The organism is Nonomuraea rubra (assembly GCF_014207985.1).
Taxonomy (GTDB): domain Bacteria; phylum Actinomycetota; class Actinomycetes; order Streptosporangiales; family Streptosporangiaceae; genus Nonomuraea; species Nonomuraea rubra.
The window spans coordinates 3,976,022-3,992,273 of record NZ_JACHMI010000001.1; the positions used below are offsets into that span (position 1 = coordinate 3,976,022).

The 16,252-nt window shown below is 72.0% G+C and carries 10 protein-coding genes; 7 read left to right on the plus strand and 3 right to left on the minus strand.

The features are described 5' to 3' along the window. The first annotated feature begins 48 nt into the window (after positions 1–48). The 3 genes from HD593_RS18195 to HD593_RS18205 are packed head-to-tail and all read left to right on the plus strand — an operon-like array spanning position 49 to position 3,052. Positions 49–1,344: an ABC transporter substrate-binding protein gene (locus tag HD593_RS18195; RefSeq protein WP_185103277.1), complete on the plus strand. Its 1,296-nt coding sequence runs from the start codon at positions 49–51 to the stop codon at positions 1,342–1,344. Beyond that, positions 1,341–2,216, plus strand: coding sequence for a carbohydrate ABC transporter permease (locus HD593_RS18200; RefSeq protein ID WP_185103278.1), 876 nt, complete (start codon positions 1,341–1,343; stop codon positions 2,214–2,216). Before HD593_RS18195 ends, HD593_RS18200 begins: the two co-directional genes overlap by 4 nt. Continuing rightward, positions 2,213–3,052: a carbohydrate ABC transporter permease gene (locus tag HD593_RS18205; RefSeq protein ID WP_185103279.1), complete on the plus strand. Its 840-nt coding sequence runs from the start codon at positions 2,213–2,215 to the stop codon at positions 3,050–3,052. The genes HD593_RS18200 and HD593_RS18205 overlap by 4 nt, the downstream gene beginning before the upstream one ends. A gap of 58 nt (positions 3,053–3,110) precedes the next feature. Here HD593_RS18205 and HD593_RS18210 read toward each other — a convergent pair whose 3' ends face one another. After that, positions 3,111–6,101 carry an alpha-mannosidase gene (locus tag HD593_RS18210; RefSeq protein WP_185103280.1) on the minus strand — a complete coding sequence of 997 codons (2,991 nt, stop codon included), beginning with the start codon at positions 6,099–6,101 and terminating at the stop codon, positions 3,111–3,113. Between the two features lie 148 nt (positions 6,102–6,249). Between HD593_RS18210 and HD593_RS18215 the strand changes: the two genes are divergently transcribed. The 3 genes from HD593_RS18215 to HD593_RS18225 all read left to right on the plus strand — a co-directional run bounded on the left by HD593_RS18215 (position 6,250) and on the right by HD593_RS18225 (position 10,973). Continuing rightward, positions 6,250–6,855: a VOC family protein gene (locus HD593_RS18215; protein WP_185103281.1), complete on the plus strand. Its 606-nt coding sequence runs from the start codon at positions 6,250–6,252 to the stop codon at positions 6,853–6,855. Between the two features lie 244 nt (positions 6,856–7,099). Next, positions 7,100–7,507, plus strand: coding sequence for a CU044_2847 family protein (locus HD593_RS18220; RefSeq protein ID WP_185103282.1), 408 nt, complete (start codon positions 7,100–7,102; stop codon positions 7,505–7,507). Between the two features lie 46 nt (positions 7,508–7,553). Then, a complete protein-coding gene (locus HD593_RS18225; RefSeq protein WP_185103283.1) occupies positions 7,554–10,973 on the plus strand; it encodes an nSTAND1 domain-containing NTPase in 3,420 nt (1,139 codons plus the stop codon). Here HD593_RS18225 and HD593_RS18230 read toward each other — a convergent pair whose 3' ends face one another. Further along, positions 10,974–11,780: an alpha/beta fold hydrolase gene (locus HD593_RS18230; protein ID WP_185103284.1), complete on the minus strand. Its 807-nt coding sequence runs from the start codon at positions 11,778–11,780 to the stop codon at positions 10,974–10,976. It abuts the gene before it with no gap. A gap of 157 nt (positions 11,781–11,937) precedes the next feature. Between HD593_RS18230 and HD593_RS18235 the strand changes: the two genes are divergently transcribed. Further along, the gene (locus HD593_RS18235; protein WP_185103285.1) at positions 11,938–15,639 is read left to right on the plus strand and encodes a S8 family peptidase; all 3,702 of its coding nucleotides are present in this window, start codon (positions 11,938–11,940) and stop codon (positions 15,637–15,639) included. On the opposite strand, the gene HD593_RS18240 is transcribed toward HD593_RS18235, so the two are convergent. Next, a complete protein-coding gene (locus HD593_RS18240; protein WP_185103286.1) occupies positions 15,624–16,244 on the minus strand; it encodes a TetR/AcrR family transcriptional regulator in 621 nt (206 codons plus the stop codon). The two genes, HD593_RS18235 and HD593_RS18240, sit on opposite strands and share 16 nt — an antisense overlap. Positions 16,245–16,252: the final 8 nt, after the last annotated feature.

A 16,252-nucleotide genomic window follows, 5' to 3' on the forward strand; every position in this document is an offset into this window, starting at 1 on the left:
CGGCGCCTCCCCTTCCATCAGACTTCCGATAGTGATAAATCGTATTTTATGAAAATTCGGCCACATCGTCTGAGGGTCTCCCTCCTCGGCCTGGGCGTGGTGGTGATGTTGCTACTCAGCGCCTGCGGGAGCGGAGCCGGACCGCAGCCCGTCCGGCTGACCTTCTGGGCCTGGGTCCCCGGCATGGACAAGGCGGTGGACCTGTTCAACAGGACCCACAAGGACATCCAGGTCACGCTGGACAACATCCCGCCCGGGAACAGGGGCGGATACGGCAAGATGCACGCCGCTGTCATGTCCGGTGACGCACCCTGCCTGGCTCAGATGGAGTTCCAGGAGTTGCCATCCTTCCTGCTGAACAGCGAGCTCGTTGACCTGGGCCCCTACCTCACGCAGGCCGACCGGGCGGACTTCCAGCAGGGCACCTGGGACCTGGTGACGTTCGAGGGCGGCACCTACGCGGTGCCCCAGGCGACCGGGCCCATGGCGCTCTACTACCGGGAGGACTTGCTGAAGAAGTGGGACATCAAGGTTCCCACGACCTGGCAGGAGTATCGCGAAGCGGCCGTCAAGATCCGCAAGGCCGACCCGGACGCGTACATCACCACGTTCGCCGCCAACGACGCCGCGCCCTTCATCAGCCTCGCCTGGCAGGCCGGCACCCCGTGGATCGACACCAGGGACGAGGTCTGGCACGCCGAGCTGACCAGCCCGGCCTCCACCAAGGTCGCCCAGTTCTGGCAGGACATGATCAAGGACGACCTGGTGAAGGTGGCGCCGCAGTTCACCCCGAGCTGGTACAAGGACCTGAACTCCGGCGGCGTCGTGGCCGTGCCGGTCGCGCAGTGGGCCGAAGCGATCATGGAGGCGAACGCCCCCGAGTCGGCGGGCAAGTGGCGCGCCGCCCCGCTGCCGCAGTGGGAGCCGGGCGGCAAGGCCTCGGCCAGTTACGGCGGCTCGGCCACCTCGCTGCTGCGCGGCTGCGAGCACCCCGAGGAGGCGGTGGAGTTCGCGCTGTGGATCAACCGTGACCCGCGCAGCGTCGAGATGCTCATCAAGAGCGGCTTCGGCTGGCCCGCGGCCATCTCCGGCATGTCGAACCCGCAGCTCACCAAGCCGTCGGCGTTCCTCGGCGGGCAGCAGACGGCCCAGCTCTTCACCGACTCCTCCAACCAGGTGCCCCAGGGCTGGGTGTGGTGGCCGACGTTCGACGACACGGTGAAGATCCTCAGCGACCGCTTCGAGGAGGCGCTCAGCGGACAGAGCACGCTGGTGGACGCGCTGAAGGCGGCCGAGACGCGCACCGTCGAGCAGATCAGGACGAAGGGGCTGAGAGCCGAATGAGCAAGCGTGCGGCGGCGGCGTTCCTCGCCCCGTTCCTCATCCTCTTCGCCGCGTTCTTCGTGGCGCCCATCGGCTACGCGCTGGTGCAGAGCCTGACCCGGGTGGAGCGCTCGGGACTGCTCGGCCTGCGCGGCAGCACCACCGAGTTCGCCGGGCTGGCCAACTACGGCGCCGCCCTGTCGGACGGCGACTACCTCGGCAGCATCGGCCGGATCCTGCTGTTCGCCCTGATCATCGTGCCGCTGATGGTGGTGCTGTCCACCGTGCTGGCGCTGGTGCTGGAGGCCGGCCTGAGCCGCTGGCCGCGGTTCTTCCGCACCTCGTTCTTCCTGCCGTACGGCATCCCCGGGGTGATCGCCTCGATCATGTGGGGCTTCCTGTACGCCCCCGGCACCTCGCCGTTCACCCCGGTCTTCACCGCGCTCGGCGCCGAGGCCGACCTGCTCGGCCCCGGCACCGTGTTCTGGTCGATCATGAACGTGGTGCTCTGGCAGTTCGTCGGCTACAACATGCTGATCGTGGTGGCGCAGCTCCAGTCGATCCCGCAGGTGCTCTACGAGGCCGCCAGGATGGACGGCGCCACGCGGTGGACGATCGCGCGTACCGTGCAGCTCCCGCTGATCAGGCCGGCGCTCGTGCTGGTCACCGTGTTCACGATCATCGGGTCGCTGCAGCTGTTCAACGAGCCGCTGGTGATGCAGCCGCTGTCGACCGGCATCTCCAGCACGTACACGCCGACGCTGACCGCGTACAAGGAGGCGTTCAACAGCAACAACCTCAACCTGGCGGCAGCCGAGTCGATCATCCTGGCGCTGGTGATCTGCGTGCTGTCGTTCGGATTCCTGCGGCTCGTGCAGAGGGGACGCCGATGAGACCCGCCATCAGAACGCGCCGGCTGGTCACGGTGCTGCTCGCCGTGCTGGCCGCGTACTTCCTCATGCCGCTCTACTGGCTGGTCGTGGCCGCCACCAAGAGCACCGGCGACCTGATCAACTCCTCGCCCCTGTGGTTCGCGAACCCGCAGCTGTTCACCAACCTCGGCGAGCTGTTCTCGTTCGGCGGCGGCATCTTCTGGCGGTGGGTGCTCAACTCCGTGGTCTACGCCGGGGTGGGCGCGCTCGGGGCCACGCTCATCTCGGCGTGCGCCGGGTACGCGCTCGCCAAGTGCGCGTTCCGGGGCAGGGAGGCGCTGTTCAACGTCATCCTGGCCGGAGTGCTGCTGCCGATGACGGCGCTGGGGCTGCCGCTGTTCCTGCTCATGTCGAAGCTGGGGCTGGCCAACACCTACTGGGCGGTCCTGCTGCCCAGCCTGGTCAGCCCGTTCGGGGTGTACCTGTCGCGGGTCTACGCCGCCACCGTGCCGGACGACGTGCTCGACGCGGCCCGCTCCGACGGCGCCGGGGAGTGGCGCATCTTCGCGAAGATCGTGCTGCGGATCATGTCGCCGGCCCTGGTGACGATCTTCCTGTTCCAGTTCGTGGCCATCTGGAACAACTACTTCCTGCCCCTGGTGATGCTCTCCGACAACCAGCTCTACCCGATCACGCTCGGGCTGACGAGCTGGCAGGGCTTCGCCGACCGCCAGCCGATCCTGCAGACGCTCACCGTGGTGGGCGCGCTGGTGTCGGTGATCCCGCTCATCGTGCTGTCCGGCGCGCTGCAGCGGTTCTGGCGCGCCGGACTCACGGAAGGCAGCGTGCGCGAGTAGGTTCACACGCTCACGGAGGGGGAGCGTGCGCGAGCAGGTTCACGCACGCTCCTTCACCTCACGCCCGCTTCAGGCGGAGGGTGACCAGCTCGAACGGCCGCAGCGTCACGGGGATCCCGTCTCCCTGGCGCTGCGGCTCGCCCGTGGGCCGCTCCAGCAGGTCCACCGGGACCACCTCGGCGACGGGGAAGCCCGCCCGCAGGGTCGCCTTCGCCCGGCCGCCCCGCGACTCGTGGAAGCGGACGATCACGTCGCCGCTCTCGTCGTCGGCCAGCTTCACCGCCGTCACCACCACGGCGTCGTCGTCCACCGTGACCAGCGGCTCCACCGGGGCGGCACCGGGGACGCGGCGCTCGGGCAGGTTGATGAAGTAGCCCTCGCGCACCGCGTCGCCGATCGCCGCGCCCGGCACCAGCGCGTGCCGGAAGCGGTGCAGCCCCTGGTCGGTCTCCGGGTCGGGGAAGCGGGGGGCGCGCAGCAGGGAGACGCGCAGCGTCGTGGTCGTGCCGTGCTCGTCCACCTCGCGGGTCACGTCGTGGCCGTAGGTGGAGTCGTTGACCACCGCCACGCCCCAGCCGGGCTCCTCCACGTGCACGAAGCGGTGGTTGCACGCCTCGAACTTGGCCGCCTCCCAGCTCGTGTTCGTGTGGGTCGCGCGGAAGGAGTGGCCGTACTGGCTCTCGGAGGCGTACCGGTCGGCGCGCACGTCCAGCGGGAAGGCCAGCTTGAGGAACTTCTCCGTCTCGTGCCAGTCGACCTCGGTGCCGATCTCCAGCCGCCCTCCGGCGAGGGTGAGCCGCTGGGTCACCGCCGACGCTCCGAACGAGCGCCTGACCACCACGCTGTCCCCGTCCAGCCGGACGTCCTCGGCCTCGGTGAGATCGGTGACCGTGTGGCGGTAGAACTCGTCCACGTCCCAGGCGTCCCACTTGTTGGGGAAGTCCTGGTGGAGCTGGAGCAGGTTCGCCGCGCGGCCCGGGGCGACCGTCTCCCTGCCCGCCCGCAGGTCGAAGGCCGACACGACCAGCCCGCGCCCGTCGATCTCGACCCTGAGCAGGTCGTTCTCCAGCACGAAGCCGCCGTCCTCGCGGGCGCGCGCCACCGCCGGGGCGGCCTGGGCGGCGGGTGCGGCGCCGCCGGCCGGGACGCCGTGGCGGGCGTGCGGGGCGCCGTTGAAGGTCAGCTCCCCGGGTCCGTCGCCCGCCAGCGCGCGCTGGGCGCCGTCGATGATCTCGTTCAGCTCGCCCGCCACGAGCTCGTACGTCCTGCGCGCCTCCCGGTGCACCCACGCGATCGACGACCCCGGCAGGATGTCGTGGAACTGGTGCAGCAGCACCGTCTTCCAGATCCGGTCGAGCCGCTCGTACGGGTAGGGCACGCCCGCCCGCACCGCCGCCGTGGCGGCCCACAGCTCGGCCTCCCGCAGCAGCGACTCGCTGCGCCGGTTGCCCTGCTTGGTCTTGGCCTGGCTGGTGAGCGTGGCGCGGTGCAGCTCCAGGTAGAGCTCGCCGACCCACACGGGCGGCTGCGGGTACTCGGCCTCGGCCTTGGCGAAGAACTCCGCCGGCGTCTCCCACGTGACCATGGGAGAGCCTTCCAGGTCGCGGGCCCTGGCCGCCTTGGCCACCATCTCCCGCGTCGTGCCGCCGCCCCCGTCGCCCCAGCCCGTCGGCGCCAGGGAGTGGCGGGCCACGCCCTTGTCCTTGAAATTGCGGGCCGCGTGCGCCAGCTCCCTGCCCTGCATCGAGCAGTTGTAGGTGTCGACCGGCGGGAAGTGCGTGAAGATCCGCGTCCCGTCGATGCCCTCCCACAGGAACGTGTGGTGCGGGAACGTGTTCGTCTGGCTCCACGAGATCTTCTGCGTGAGCAGCCGCTTCGACCCGGCCGCCTTGATGATCTGCGGCAGCCCCGCCGCGAACCCGAACGTGTCCGGCAGCCACACCTCCTCGTTGTCCACGCCGAACTCGTCGATGAAGAACCGCTTGCCGTGCACGAACTGCCGGGCCATGGCCTCAGAACCGGGCATGTTCGTGTCGGACTCCACCCACATGCCGCCCGCCGGGACGAACCGCCCCGCCGCCACCGCCTTGGTCACCTTCGCCCACACCTCGGGCCGGTGCTCCTTCACCCACGCCCACTGCTGCGCCTGCGACATCGCGAACACGAAGTCCGGCTCGTCCTCCAGCAGCGCGGTCATGTTCGAGGTCGTACGGGCCACCTTGCGCACCGTCTCGCGCAGCGGCCACAACCATGCCGAGTCGATGTGCGCGTGCCCGACCGCGCTGATCCGGTGCGCCGACGGCACGGCCGGCGAGGCCAGCACCCCGGCCAGCTCCGCCCTGGCCGCCGCCGCGGTGCCGCCGACGTCCTGGAGGTCGATCGCGTCCAGCGCCCGCTCCACGGCCCGCAGCAGCTCCCAGCGGCGGGTGCCGTCGACCGGCAGCTCCAGCATGAGCTCGCCGAGCACCTCCAGGTCCATGACCAGCTCCCACACCGTCTTGTCGAAGACGGCCAGGTCCATGCGGGTCAGCACGTACAGCGGGTCGGCGCCGGCCGTCTCCTTGTCGCCCATCGCCGTCGGCCGGAACTCGTTGTGGCCCAGGATGATCGGGTTGGAGGCGGCCTCGACGTGCAGCCGCACCTCCTCGCCGCCCTCGGCGGGGTCGCCGATCCGTACCCACTGGTTGCGCGGGTTGAGCCCCTTCACCGGAGTGCCGTCGGGCCGGTAGACCAGGCCCTCGCACTGGAAGCCCGGCTTGTCCGCGTCGAAGCCGAGATCCAGGATCGCCTCCACGATCCGGCCGCTCCACTCCGCGGGGACGGTGCCGGTGACGGTGAACCAGCTCGTCCCCCACGGCGCACCCCACGCCTGGCCCACCGCGATCGGCTCGCGCTCGGCCGCCAGGCCCTCCGCCACCGGGACGGGCTCGCCGGGCGCGTGCCAGACGGCCACCTCCAGGGGGACGGACTCGGGATAGATCGCCGGGCGGATCCGCTCGTTCAGCACGCGCTTCAGCCGGGCTTCGACCAGATTGCGGTCGTCATGCATCAGGCAGGGCTCCTCAGATCAGTCAGTCAGGCAGTGGTCAGGCAGTGGTCAGGCAGTGGTCAGGCATGGCCAACAGCACGTTAGGCATCCTGTTGCCGCCAGGGCAATGTCCCTTAACGGGGATAGTTGAAAGGCGTACGTTTGACGCATGGCTGCGACCCCGGAAACCGTGCACTGGCGCGGCGTGCACCACCTCGCCCTGGTGACCGCGGACATGGACGCCACCGTGCGCTTCTGGCACGGCGTGCTCGACGCCCGCCTCGTCACCACCCTCGCCGTCCCCGCGTTCAAGCACTACTTCTTCGAGGTGGGCACGGGCAACACCGTCGCCTTCTTCGAATACACCGACCAGGAGCTCGACAGCTTCGCCAAGCCGGCCGGCGTGCCGTACGCGAAGGCTGCGCAGTTCGACCACCTGGCACTCCACCTGCCGGACGAGGACGCGCTGCTGCGGCTGCGCGACCGGCTCAAGGCGCACGGCTGCGAGGTGACCGACGTCATCGACCACGGCTTCCTGCGCTCCATCTACTTCAGCGACCCGAACGGCATCGCGCTGGAGGCCTCCTGGTGGACCGTCGACCCGACCGGCCGCCCGGTGGACTACGCCGACGAGCGCCTGTTCGCCGACCCCGACCCGGTGCCCGCCGTACGGGAGCTGCGCGACCACGGGCGGCTGCATCACACGGTCGCCACCCGCCTGGTGGACGGCGTCGTCGAGGACCTGCGCCGGGAGGGCATCACACTGGACTCCTGACCGGGACGGGGTCACGAGGCCGGGCCCGTCCCTGGTGCAGGTGGCGGCGATCTCCACGATCGCCTCCGCCGTCGTGTCGATCGTCGTGCCGGCGCTGACGGCGCGGTGGCCACGCTGATGACGGCGGTGGCCGGGTCCGGGCTGGAGTTCACCGCGGACCAGATCGGCGCCGAGCTGATGCGCGGGCCCGCCGGGCAGCCCTGAGCACCACACGGGCCCGCCCGCCGCCGGATATCTTCGTGTGATGAGCTCGGTGCTGTTACGGATCCCCCTGGACGATGCCCCCGACGGCCGGTACATGGTCGCGGAGGTCGACTACGACGACCTGGTCGGGGAGGAGGACGTCGAACTCGTCTCCGATGACGGGCCGGGGCGGACGGCGCGCGCCCTGCGCAGCCTGGCCGACACGTTCGACGGGCTGGAGCCCGCACTGTCCACGATCGTGACCCGGCTGCGCAGGGCCACCCGGGGCCCGGACGCGATCACCGTGGAGTTCGGGTTGAAGTTCGGCGGCGAGACCGGCCTCATCTTCACCAAGGGCAAGGCCGAGGCGGCGCTGAAGGTGACCGTCACCTGGAACGGCGGCGCGGGCGCGGCTCAGGACGGCGAGGATGGCGAGGAGGCCGGGGCTGAGCCGCCGAACGAGTCCTGAACGCTACCTCGCCCGCGTACTCGGAGCCAACCGCCGGCCTGTCGGCGTGGCCTTCGCCGCCGGCCCCCGCGAGCTGGTGACCTGCGCGCACGTGGTGAACACCGCCCTGGGCAGGGACAAGCGGGAAGCGGCCGCGCCGGCCGACGCCTGGGTCCAGGTCGACTTCCCCTTCGCGGGCGAGCCGGGGCAGCGCCTGGTGCGCACGGCGAGCGTCCGGCAGTGGATGCCGGCCGACGGGGCCACGTTCGACCTCCGGGACGTCGCCGGGCTGCGGCTGGAGGAGGACCTCCCGCCGGGGGTGGAGCCCGCGACGCTGGCGTCCGCCGAGGACGGCCCGGCGGGCGAACGGCGGGTCGGCGCGTGGGGCCCGAACCGCGACGGTACACAGCCCCGGCCGGGCAACGTCGTCGGATCCCTGGTGGGCGCCTACGACCAGGCGCGGCTCCAGGTGGACGGCGAGCTGAGAGGCGTCTTCCGCGTTCAGGCGGGCTACAGCGGCGGGCCCGTGTGGGACCAGAGCACGGGCCAGGTCGTCGGGATCGTCCAGGCCGTACCCCGGAGCGAGCGGGCCCAGGACGTGTACGTCATCAGCGCGGAGACGCTCGTACGGGCCTGGCCGAACGTGCTGTACCGGCCGCCGCCCAACCCCTACCGGGGGCTGAGCGCCTTCGGCGAGGAGGACGCGCCGTTCTTCTTCGGCCGCGAGGACTTCGTCACCGAGCTGGTCGCCGCCGTCGAGGAACGGCCGCTGATCGTGGTGGGCGGCCGGTCCGGCATCGGGAAGTCGTCGGTCGTCGCGGCCGGGCTCACCCCCCGGCTGCGGCAGGAACGGACGCTGGCGGTGGGCTCGTTCCGTCCGGGCGACGACCCCATGCCGCGGCTCGCGGCGGCACTCGCGCACGCCGCCGGCGCGTCCAGACCGTATCCGGTCCAGGACCTCCAGACCTGGCAGGACCGGGTCACCGAGGACGGGCTGGCCGGCGCGGCCCGCCTCGTGTGCGCCGCCACGGGCGCCTCCCGGCTGCTGCTGATCATCGACCAGTTCGAGCAGCTCTTCACGGAGTGCGGCCCCGACCAGCGGGCCGCGCTCATCGTGGTGCTGAACCGGTTGCTGGCCGACGGCTCCCGGACGGTACGCGTGGCCGCGAGCGTGCGCAACGACTTCCTCTACCTGCTCAACGAGGCGCCGGACCCGCTGGGCACGTACACCAAGGACTGCTGGCACCACCTGCGGACCATGACCCCCGGCGAGCTGCAGCGCGCGATCGCCGAGCCCGCACGGGTCGCCGGCGGCACCCGCTTCGACAAGGGGCTCGTGGAGCTCATCTGCGACGACTTCCCGGGCAGGCCGGGGGACCTTCCCCTGCTGGAGTTCACGCTGACGCGGCTGTGGGAGCTGCAGCGCGACCGGAGACTCACGCTCCAGGCCTACCGCGACCTGGGCGGCGTCAAGGGCGCACTCGCCCAGTACGCCGAGCAGCGCTTCGAGGCGCTCACCCCCGGCCAGCGGGAAGCCGCACAGCGGATCTTCACCGAGCTGCTCCAGCCGGACAACCCGGAGATCGCCCGGCAGGTCCGCCGCACCGACCTGCGCACCGATGACTGGCCGACGGCGGAGCTCCTGCGCGACGCCCGCCTCCTGGCCATCACCACGCCGGCCCGCGGGGAGCAGATCGTCGAGATCGCCCACGAAGCGCTGCTGCGCGGGTGGGGGCGGCTGCGTGAGTGGGCCGAGGGGGGCAGGGAGTTCCGCTTGTGGAAGGCCGGGGTCATCGCGGACCGGCAGCGGTGGGAGAACCATCAGCGGGACCCCGACCAGCTGCTGCGCGGGTCAGCGCTCGCCGAGGCTCTCGACATGGCCGCCGAGCATGCCGCGGACATCGAGGGGATTGCTCACTACATCGCGCTGAGCAAGGAACATGCGGAAATGGAGCAGGCCGAACGGAGCCGGTCGCTGCGCCAGTTGGCGGCGCTGAGGCTGGCACGGCACAGTCAGGATGCGCTCGCCGCGAGCGCGGACGGCCATCCACTCGCGCTCGCGCTCGGTGTTCTCTCCCTGGAGACCGCGCCGACCTTCGACGGTGACCTCGCGCTCCGGTCCGCACTGAGACTCGCCGGCCGGCCACGCCGACGCTTCACCCACAACGGCAGGGTCGTCTCGGCAGCGTTCAGCCCGGACGGGACCCGGCTGGCCACGGCCTGCGACGATGGGACTGCGCGGGTGTGGGATGCGGCCTCCGGGGCCGCGATCGTCAGCCTCGCTCACGAGGCCGCCGTGAGCGAGGTGGTGTTCAGTCCGGATGGGACGCATGTGGCCACGGCCTGCGACGATGGGGCGGCGCGGGTGTGGGATGCCGTCTCCGGGGCGGAGCTCGTCCGCTTCGCCCACGGTGGCTGGCGGCAGTCGGTCGTGTTCAGCCCGGACGGTACGTGCGTGGCCACCGTCGGCTCCGATGGGGCGGCGTGGATGTGGAACACCACCGCCGGCACCGAAGGCACCCGCCTCGACCACGACAACGAAGTCAACGAAGTGGTGTTCAGCCCGGACGGGACGCGCGTGGTCACAGCCGGAGACGACGCCCTTGCGCGGGTGTGGGACGCGGCCTCCGGGGCCGAGCTGGCCCGGCTCACACACGACGACGCGGTGCTGTCGGTGGCGTTCAGCCCGGACGGCGCACGCGTGGCCGCCGCCAGCTCCGAGAGCGCGGCGCGGGTGTGGGACCCCGTCACCGGAGCGGAGATCACCCGCCTGATCCACGACCGTTCCGTGCGGTCTGTGGCGTTCAGCCCGGACGGGACCCGGCTGGCCACCGCCTGCGCTGATGGGACGGCGCGGGTGTGGGACCCCGTCGCCGGGGCGGAGATCACCCGCCTCGCCCACAACGACGAGGTGAACATGGTGGTGTTCAGCCTGGACGGAAGGTACCTGGCCACCGGCAGCGACGATCATTCGGCGCGGGTGTGGGACGCCGCCTCCGGGACCGAGATCACCTGTCTCACCCACGACCGCCTCATCTGGTCGGTGGCGTTCAGCCCGGACGGGACCCGGCTGGCCACCGCCTGCGCTGATGGGACGGCGCGGGTGTGGGACCCCGTCACCGGGGCGGAGATCACCCGCCTCGCCCACAACGACGAGGTGAACGCAGTGGCGTTCAGCCCGGACGGAAGGTACCTGGCCACCGGCGGCGACGATAGGACGGCGCGGGTGTGGGATCCCGCCACGGGGTCCGAGATCACCCGCCTCACCCACGACCGCCGCGTGTGGTCGGTGGCGTTCAGCCCCGACGGGACCCGGCTGGCCACAGCCAGCGCCGACGGCACGGCGCGGATCTGGGTGCTGGACCCGCCCGGACTGATCGCCCAGGCCCTGGAGCGCCTGACCTTCAACCTCACCGAGGAGCAGTGGAGCCGCTACCTGGGCCCCGATGTCCCCTACCGGCTCCTGCGCGAAGACCTCGACAGCTGATCACACCAGGCAGGCATGCAGCGCCTCGGCGAACGCCGCCGGGTCACGCAGGTACCCGACGTGGTCCCCGGGCAGCTCCACGGCCTCCCGCCCCAGCAGCCCGGCCACGGCCAGCGTGGCGCGGTGGAAGACCGTGCCGAGGTCGCCGGCCCCGTACGCCACGACGGCCGGCGCGTCCCGCAGTGCCGCCGCGTCGGGCACGTACCGGCTGAACGCGCGCAGCTCGTAGCGCAGGTTGGGGTCCGCGTTGGCCGCCATCCTGGTCAGCATGTCGTGGATCCACGCCGGCAGGCCGGGGCCGGGCGGGCCCGGGGCGGCCAGGCCGGTCTCCTCGCCCATCCGGCGCATCGCCGCGCCGGTGCCCTCGCGTGCGAAGAGGGCGAGCGCCTCGTCCGCCATGCGGCGCCAGCGTCCGGCGTCGGGCAGCAGCTCGAAGGCGGGCGGCTCGTGGGCCACCAGGCGCCGCACCCGTCCGGGGTGGCGGGCCAGCAGGTCGAGGCCGATCAGGGCCCCCGCGTGGGTGGCGAAGACGTAGGCGGGTCCGGAGCCGGCGGCGTCCAGGAGGCGGAGCGCGTCGTCGGCGTGCAGCGCGACGGGGTGTTCGCCGGAAGGAGCCGTCAGCGGGCTGCGGGAGTAGCCGCGGCGGTCGTAGGTGAGGACCGTGTAGCGCCCGGAGAGGAGCTCGGCCAGCGGGGTGGCCATCGCCGGGTCCGTGCTGCCGCCGAGCATCACCAGGAGCACCGGGCCCGAGCCGCGGACCTCGTAGTGGAGCCTGGCGCCGGGAACGTCGAGCATTCCTGTGTCCATGGTCGGCTCACTGTAAACGGGGCGTGTTCGTTAGCCAACTGCCATGTGGCGGATTTACGACAAGTCCGGATGTAGCCAGGCCGATCTCGTAGACACCGCCAGTTCAGGGTGGCTAGGAAGTCGGTATTCGTGCTTACCGATTTTCTGGAGGTCGTCCATGCGTGGCTTAAGGCGGGGGATGGTGATGGCCGTCGCGGCCGTCATGGCGGCCTCGTCGCTCTCGGCTCCCGGCGCGTACGCCGCCACCGCTCCGGCGGCGGTGTTCGCGCCGGAGGCCGGGGGCGGCGAGATCACCCTGATCACCGGTGACCGGGTGCAGGTGCGTTCCGTGGACGGCGGGCACAGCACGGTGACGGTCACCCCCGCGCCCAGGGCCGACGGGTCCGTGCCGACGTTCCGGGTGCTGGAGACCGAGCGCGGTGTGACGGTCATCCCGGACGACGTCGCGTCCCTGGTGCCCGAGCGGCTCGACACCGAGCTGTTCAACGTGACGGCGCTGGCCGGGCAGGACTACGGCGCCGCCATCCCGCTGATCCTCACGTACACGTCGCCGAACGCGACCAGGGCCGCGCTCCCGGCCGTCGAGCAGGTCCGCGCGCTGGAGAGCATCGGCGGCGCGGGCGTGCGGGTGGCGGCGAAGGACGCGGCGGCGTTCGGCGCGGAGCTCGCCAAGCTGGCCGCACCGGCAGGACAGCAGGCGCGCGGAGCCACGCCGCTGGCGGGCGTGGCAAAGGTCTGGCTGGACCGCGAGGTACGAGCGGTGCTGGAGGAGAGCGTGCCGCAGATCGGCGCGCCCGAGGCGTGGGCCGCCGGCTACGACGGCACCGGCACCACCGTGGCCGTGCTCGACACCGGCGTGGACGCCGCCCACCCCGACCTCGCCGGCAAGGTCGCCGACCAGCGCGACTTCACCGGCGAGAACACCACCGGCGACCCGCACGGCCACGGCACCCACGTGGCGGGCACGGCCTCCGGCGTGGCGCCCGGCGTACGGCTGCTCAACGGCCGGGTGCTGGGCGCCGACGGCTACGGTCAGCTCTCCTGGATCATCGACGGCATGGAGTGGGCGGCCGGCGAGAAGCACGCCGAGGTCGTCAACCTGAGCCTGGGCAGCCCGGAGGCGGGCGGCCCGCTCACCGACGCCGTCTCCCGCCTCACCCAGCAGTACGGCACGCTGTTCGTGGTGGCCGCGGGCAACGACGGCTGCGACTCGTGCGTGGGCGCCCCCGGCGACGCCCCGTCGGCGCTGACCGTCGGCGCCGTGGACAAGCAGGACCGGCTCGCCCCCTTCTCCAGCCGGGGCCCCATCCTGGCCGACCAGGCCGTCAAGCCCGACGTCACCGCGCCGGGCGTGGACATCACCGCCGCCAAGGCGGGCGGCGGCCGGGTCGCGATGTCCGGCACCTCCATGGCCACCCCGCACGTCGCGGGCGCGGCGGCGCTGCTGCGCCAGGCCCGCCCCGGCCTCACGGCGAACGAGCTGAAGTCCCTGCTCATGGCCACCGCCAGGGCGGGCGGCGACATCCCGGTGGACGCGCAGGGCGCCGGCAGGATCGACGTGGCCGCCGCGCTCAAGGGCCCGGTCGTCGCCTCGGCGGGCTCGCTCAACTTCGGCCGGCTCACCACGGGCGAGGAGAAGACGCTCACCATCGGCTACCGCAACCTCGGCCAGACGCCCGCCGAGCTGCCGCTGGCGGCCGGTGACGCGTTCACGGTCGAGCCGGCCACGCTCACCGTCCCCGCCGGCGGCACCGCCGAGGCGAAGGTCACGGTCAAGGCGGGCAAGGCGGGGGCGCTGCGCCAGGAGCTGACGGCGGCCGGCACCCGTACGCTGCTGACCGCGAGCGTGGACGACAAGCGGGTCGAGCTGCGCGTGCGCGGCATCGCCAGGGACGGCCGCCCCGGCCGCGGCGGCTTCACCGTGCTGAACCTGGACGAGGGCACCCTCGTCGGCCGCGTGCTCCCCGGCGACCCCGCCAGCCCCTGCACCGACGCCAGGTACGGCACCGGCACCTGCCTGCTCGTCAAGCCGGGCACGTACTCGGTGCTCGGCCACATCTTCACCATGCCCGCCACGCAGGACAGCACCGCCACCGGCAAGCCGCTCAACGAGAGCCTGCTCGGCGACCCGGAGATGGAGATCACCGGCGACACCGAGGTCGTGCTGGACGCCCGCAAGGCCGTCGAGGTCAAGATCGAGACCCCCGACCACGCCACCAAGCGGAACACGGGGGCCGCCGCCGCCCTCATGTGGTACCGCGCGGGCGAGCAGGGGACCGCGCTGCGCGGCGGCACCACGATCTCGCCCGGCGGGCAGGTCGAGGAGCGCCTGTTCGTCCAGCCGACCAGGAAGGTCACCAAGGGCACGTTCGTGGTCGCCACCCGCTGGCGGCTCAAGGCCCCGGAGATCGCCTTCTCCACGCTCGGCCTGAAGCTGGAGCCCGAGTACGTGGACCCGGTCCAGTTCAGCGACTTCTCCAGCGAGTACCCGCGCCTCGACGGCACCCGCCTGCTCCTGGCCGTGGACGCGGACCGGGGCAGCGCCGAGGAGATCAAGGCCCGCGACCTGCGCGGCAAGCTCGCCGTCATCCGCCGCACCGACGGCGTGCCGGTCTCCACGCAGTCGAACGCCGCCGCCGCGGCCGGCGCCGCCATGGTGGCCGTCTACAGCGACCGGCCCGGCTCCGACGTCACCACCGGCGGCAACCGGGTCAAGCTGGCCGTCCCGACCGTGCGGCTGACCCACGAGGAGGGGCTGAAGCTGCTCGAACGGCTGCGCCGCCTGCCGGTGCCGGTCATGGCCAAGGGCATCGTGGCCAGCCCGTACGTGTACGACCTGTACCTGCGCGAGCAGGGGAGGGTCCGCGACTCGCTCACGTACGTGGTGCGCGCCAGGTCGCAGGCCAGGATCGAGACCGGCTACCACAGCCAGCTCGCCGGCGACATGACGGCCAACGAGGCCCGCTACGTCTTCGAGCCCTGGGACACCCTGTCGATCTCGACGAACCACCCCATGCCCAAGGCGCCGCGCACCCGCGTCGACTACGTCACCCCGGATCCGGACCTGCGGTGGAGCACGTCCGCGGGCACGCCGGAGCGCTCCTACAACAACATGTGGCCGCACCAGGACACGGCGCGGGTGTCGGTGTCGGCGCCGGAGATGCGCTCGTACGAGGCGGGGGAGCGGGTCGGCCGCACCGTGTTCAAGCAGCCGCTGCTGCCCGGCGTCAACCCGCGCAACCCGGTGCGCAGGGAGGGCGACAAGCTGCGGCTGTCGATGCAGGGCTTCGTGGACGCCGGGGGCAACTACGGCGAGGCGTACACCAGCCAGTTCGAGCGTGGCCTGAAGACCGACTTCCGGCTCTACCAGGGTGACACGCTGCTCTGGCAGACGAACTACCTGCCGTCGGGATCGGGCACGCTGGCGCCGGAGCGGGCGTCGTACCGGATCGAGTACGACGTGGTGAACGAGTCGGAGTGGGCGAAGCTGTCCACCCGCACCCGCGGGGTGTGGACGTTCGCGTCCGAGCGGGGGGACGCGGTGGTGCCGATGCTGGTGGCCTCCTTCGACGCGCCGGTGGACCTGACGAACCGGGCCGGGTCGCGCAGGCTCGGGCTGACCCTGCGCCACCAGGAGGGGGCACAGCAGAGCGCGATCGAGCGCGTCTCGCTGGAGGTGTCGTACGACGACGGCGCGAGCTGGAAGCCGGCCCGGCTGCGCGCGGCCAGGGGTGACCGGGCCTACGAGACGACGTTCGACCGGGCGCGCTCCGGGTTCGTCTCGCTGCGGCTGAACGCCTCCGACGTGAACGGCAACACGCTGACGCAGGAGGTGATCCGCGCCTACGCCCTGCGCTGAACGCCGTACATGAGGGTGTCGATCACCTTCGTGGCGAGCGCGTCAGGGTCCTGACCGGCCGGGGAAGTGCCGGGCGCGTCAGGATCCCGGCCGGCTGGGGGAGCGCCGGGCGCGTCAGGGTTCCGGCCTGCTGGGGGAGTGCCGTGCGCGGCCTCCCCCAGCAGCGCGAGGTAGACCTGCCTGGCCCAGACGAGGTCGGTGCCCGGCCCGAGCAGCTTCCCGAAGACCTCCTCGCACAGCGCCATCACCTCCGCCTGCACGGCCTGCGCCTCGGCGCTGAGCGGCACCTGCCTGGCCAGCGTGAAGCGCCAGGCGGGCTTGATCTGCAGGATGCCGGCGGTGGCCTGGTGCAGCGCGACCAGCGGGGGAGCGGTGTGCGGGCGGGCGGCGTGCACCGCCTGGAGTATCTCCCGCCACGCGGTCACCTCCATGGCCTCGATCAGCGCCTCCCTGCTGGCGAACCTGCGGTGGACGGTGGCCCTGGCGACCCCCGCCGCCTCGGCGACCTGCTCCATCGTGGCCACCGGGCTGGCGCTCAGCACGTCTTCCGCCGCCGCCATGATCGCGCGCATGCTGCGTTCGGCGTCGGCCCGCAGTCTTCCCATGGGAGGAA

What these genes read in the sequence shown, in the direction of transcription:
- HD593_RS18195 (WP_185103277.1), top strand. Translation starts at nt 49, where the DNA reads ATGAAAATTCGGCCACATCGTCTGAGGGTCTCCCTCCTCGGCCTGGGC.
- HD593_RS18200 (WP_185103278.1), top strand. Translation starts at nt 1,341, where the DNA reads ATGAGCAAGCGTGCGGCGGCGGCGTTCCTCGCCCCGTTCCTCATCCTC.
- HD593_RS18205 (WP_185103279.1), top strand. Translation starts at nt 2,213, where the DNA reads ATGAGACCCGCCATCAGAACGCGCCGGCTGGTCACGGTGCTGCTCGCC.
- HD593_RS18210 (WP_185103280.1), bottom strand. Translation starts at nt 6,101, where the DNA reads ATGCATGACGACCGCAATCTGGTCGAAGCCCGGCTGAAGCGCGTGCTG.
- HD593_RS18215 (WP_185103281.1), top strand. Translation starts at nt 6,250, where the DNA reads ATGGCTGCGACCCCGGAAACCGTGCACTGGCGCGGCGTGCACCACCTC.
- HD593_RS18220 (WP_185103282.1), top strand. Translation starts at nt 7,100, where the DNA reads ATGAGCTCGGTGCTGTTACGGATCCCCCTGGACGATGCCCCCGACGGC.
- HD593_RS18230 (WP_185103284.1), bottom strand. Translation starts at nt 11,780, where the DNA reads ATGGACACAGGAATGCTCGACGTTCCCGGCGCCAGGCTCCACTACGAG.
- HD593_RS18235 (WP_185103285.1), top strand. Translation starts at nt 11,938, where the DNA reads ATGCGTGGCTTAAGGCGGGGGATGGTGATGGCCGTCGCGGCCGTCATG.
- HD593_RS18240 (WP_185103286.1), bottom strand. Translation starts at nt 16,244, where the DNA reads ATGGGAAGACTGCGGGCCGACGCCGAACGCAGCATGCGCGCGATCATG.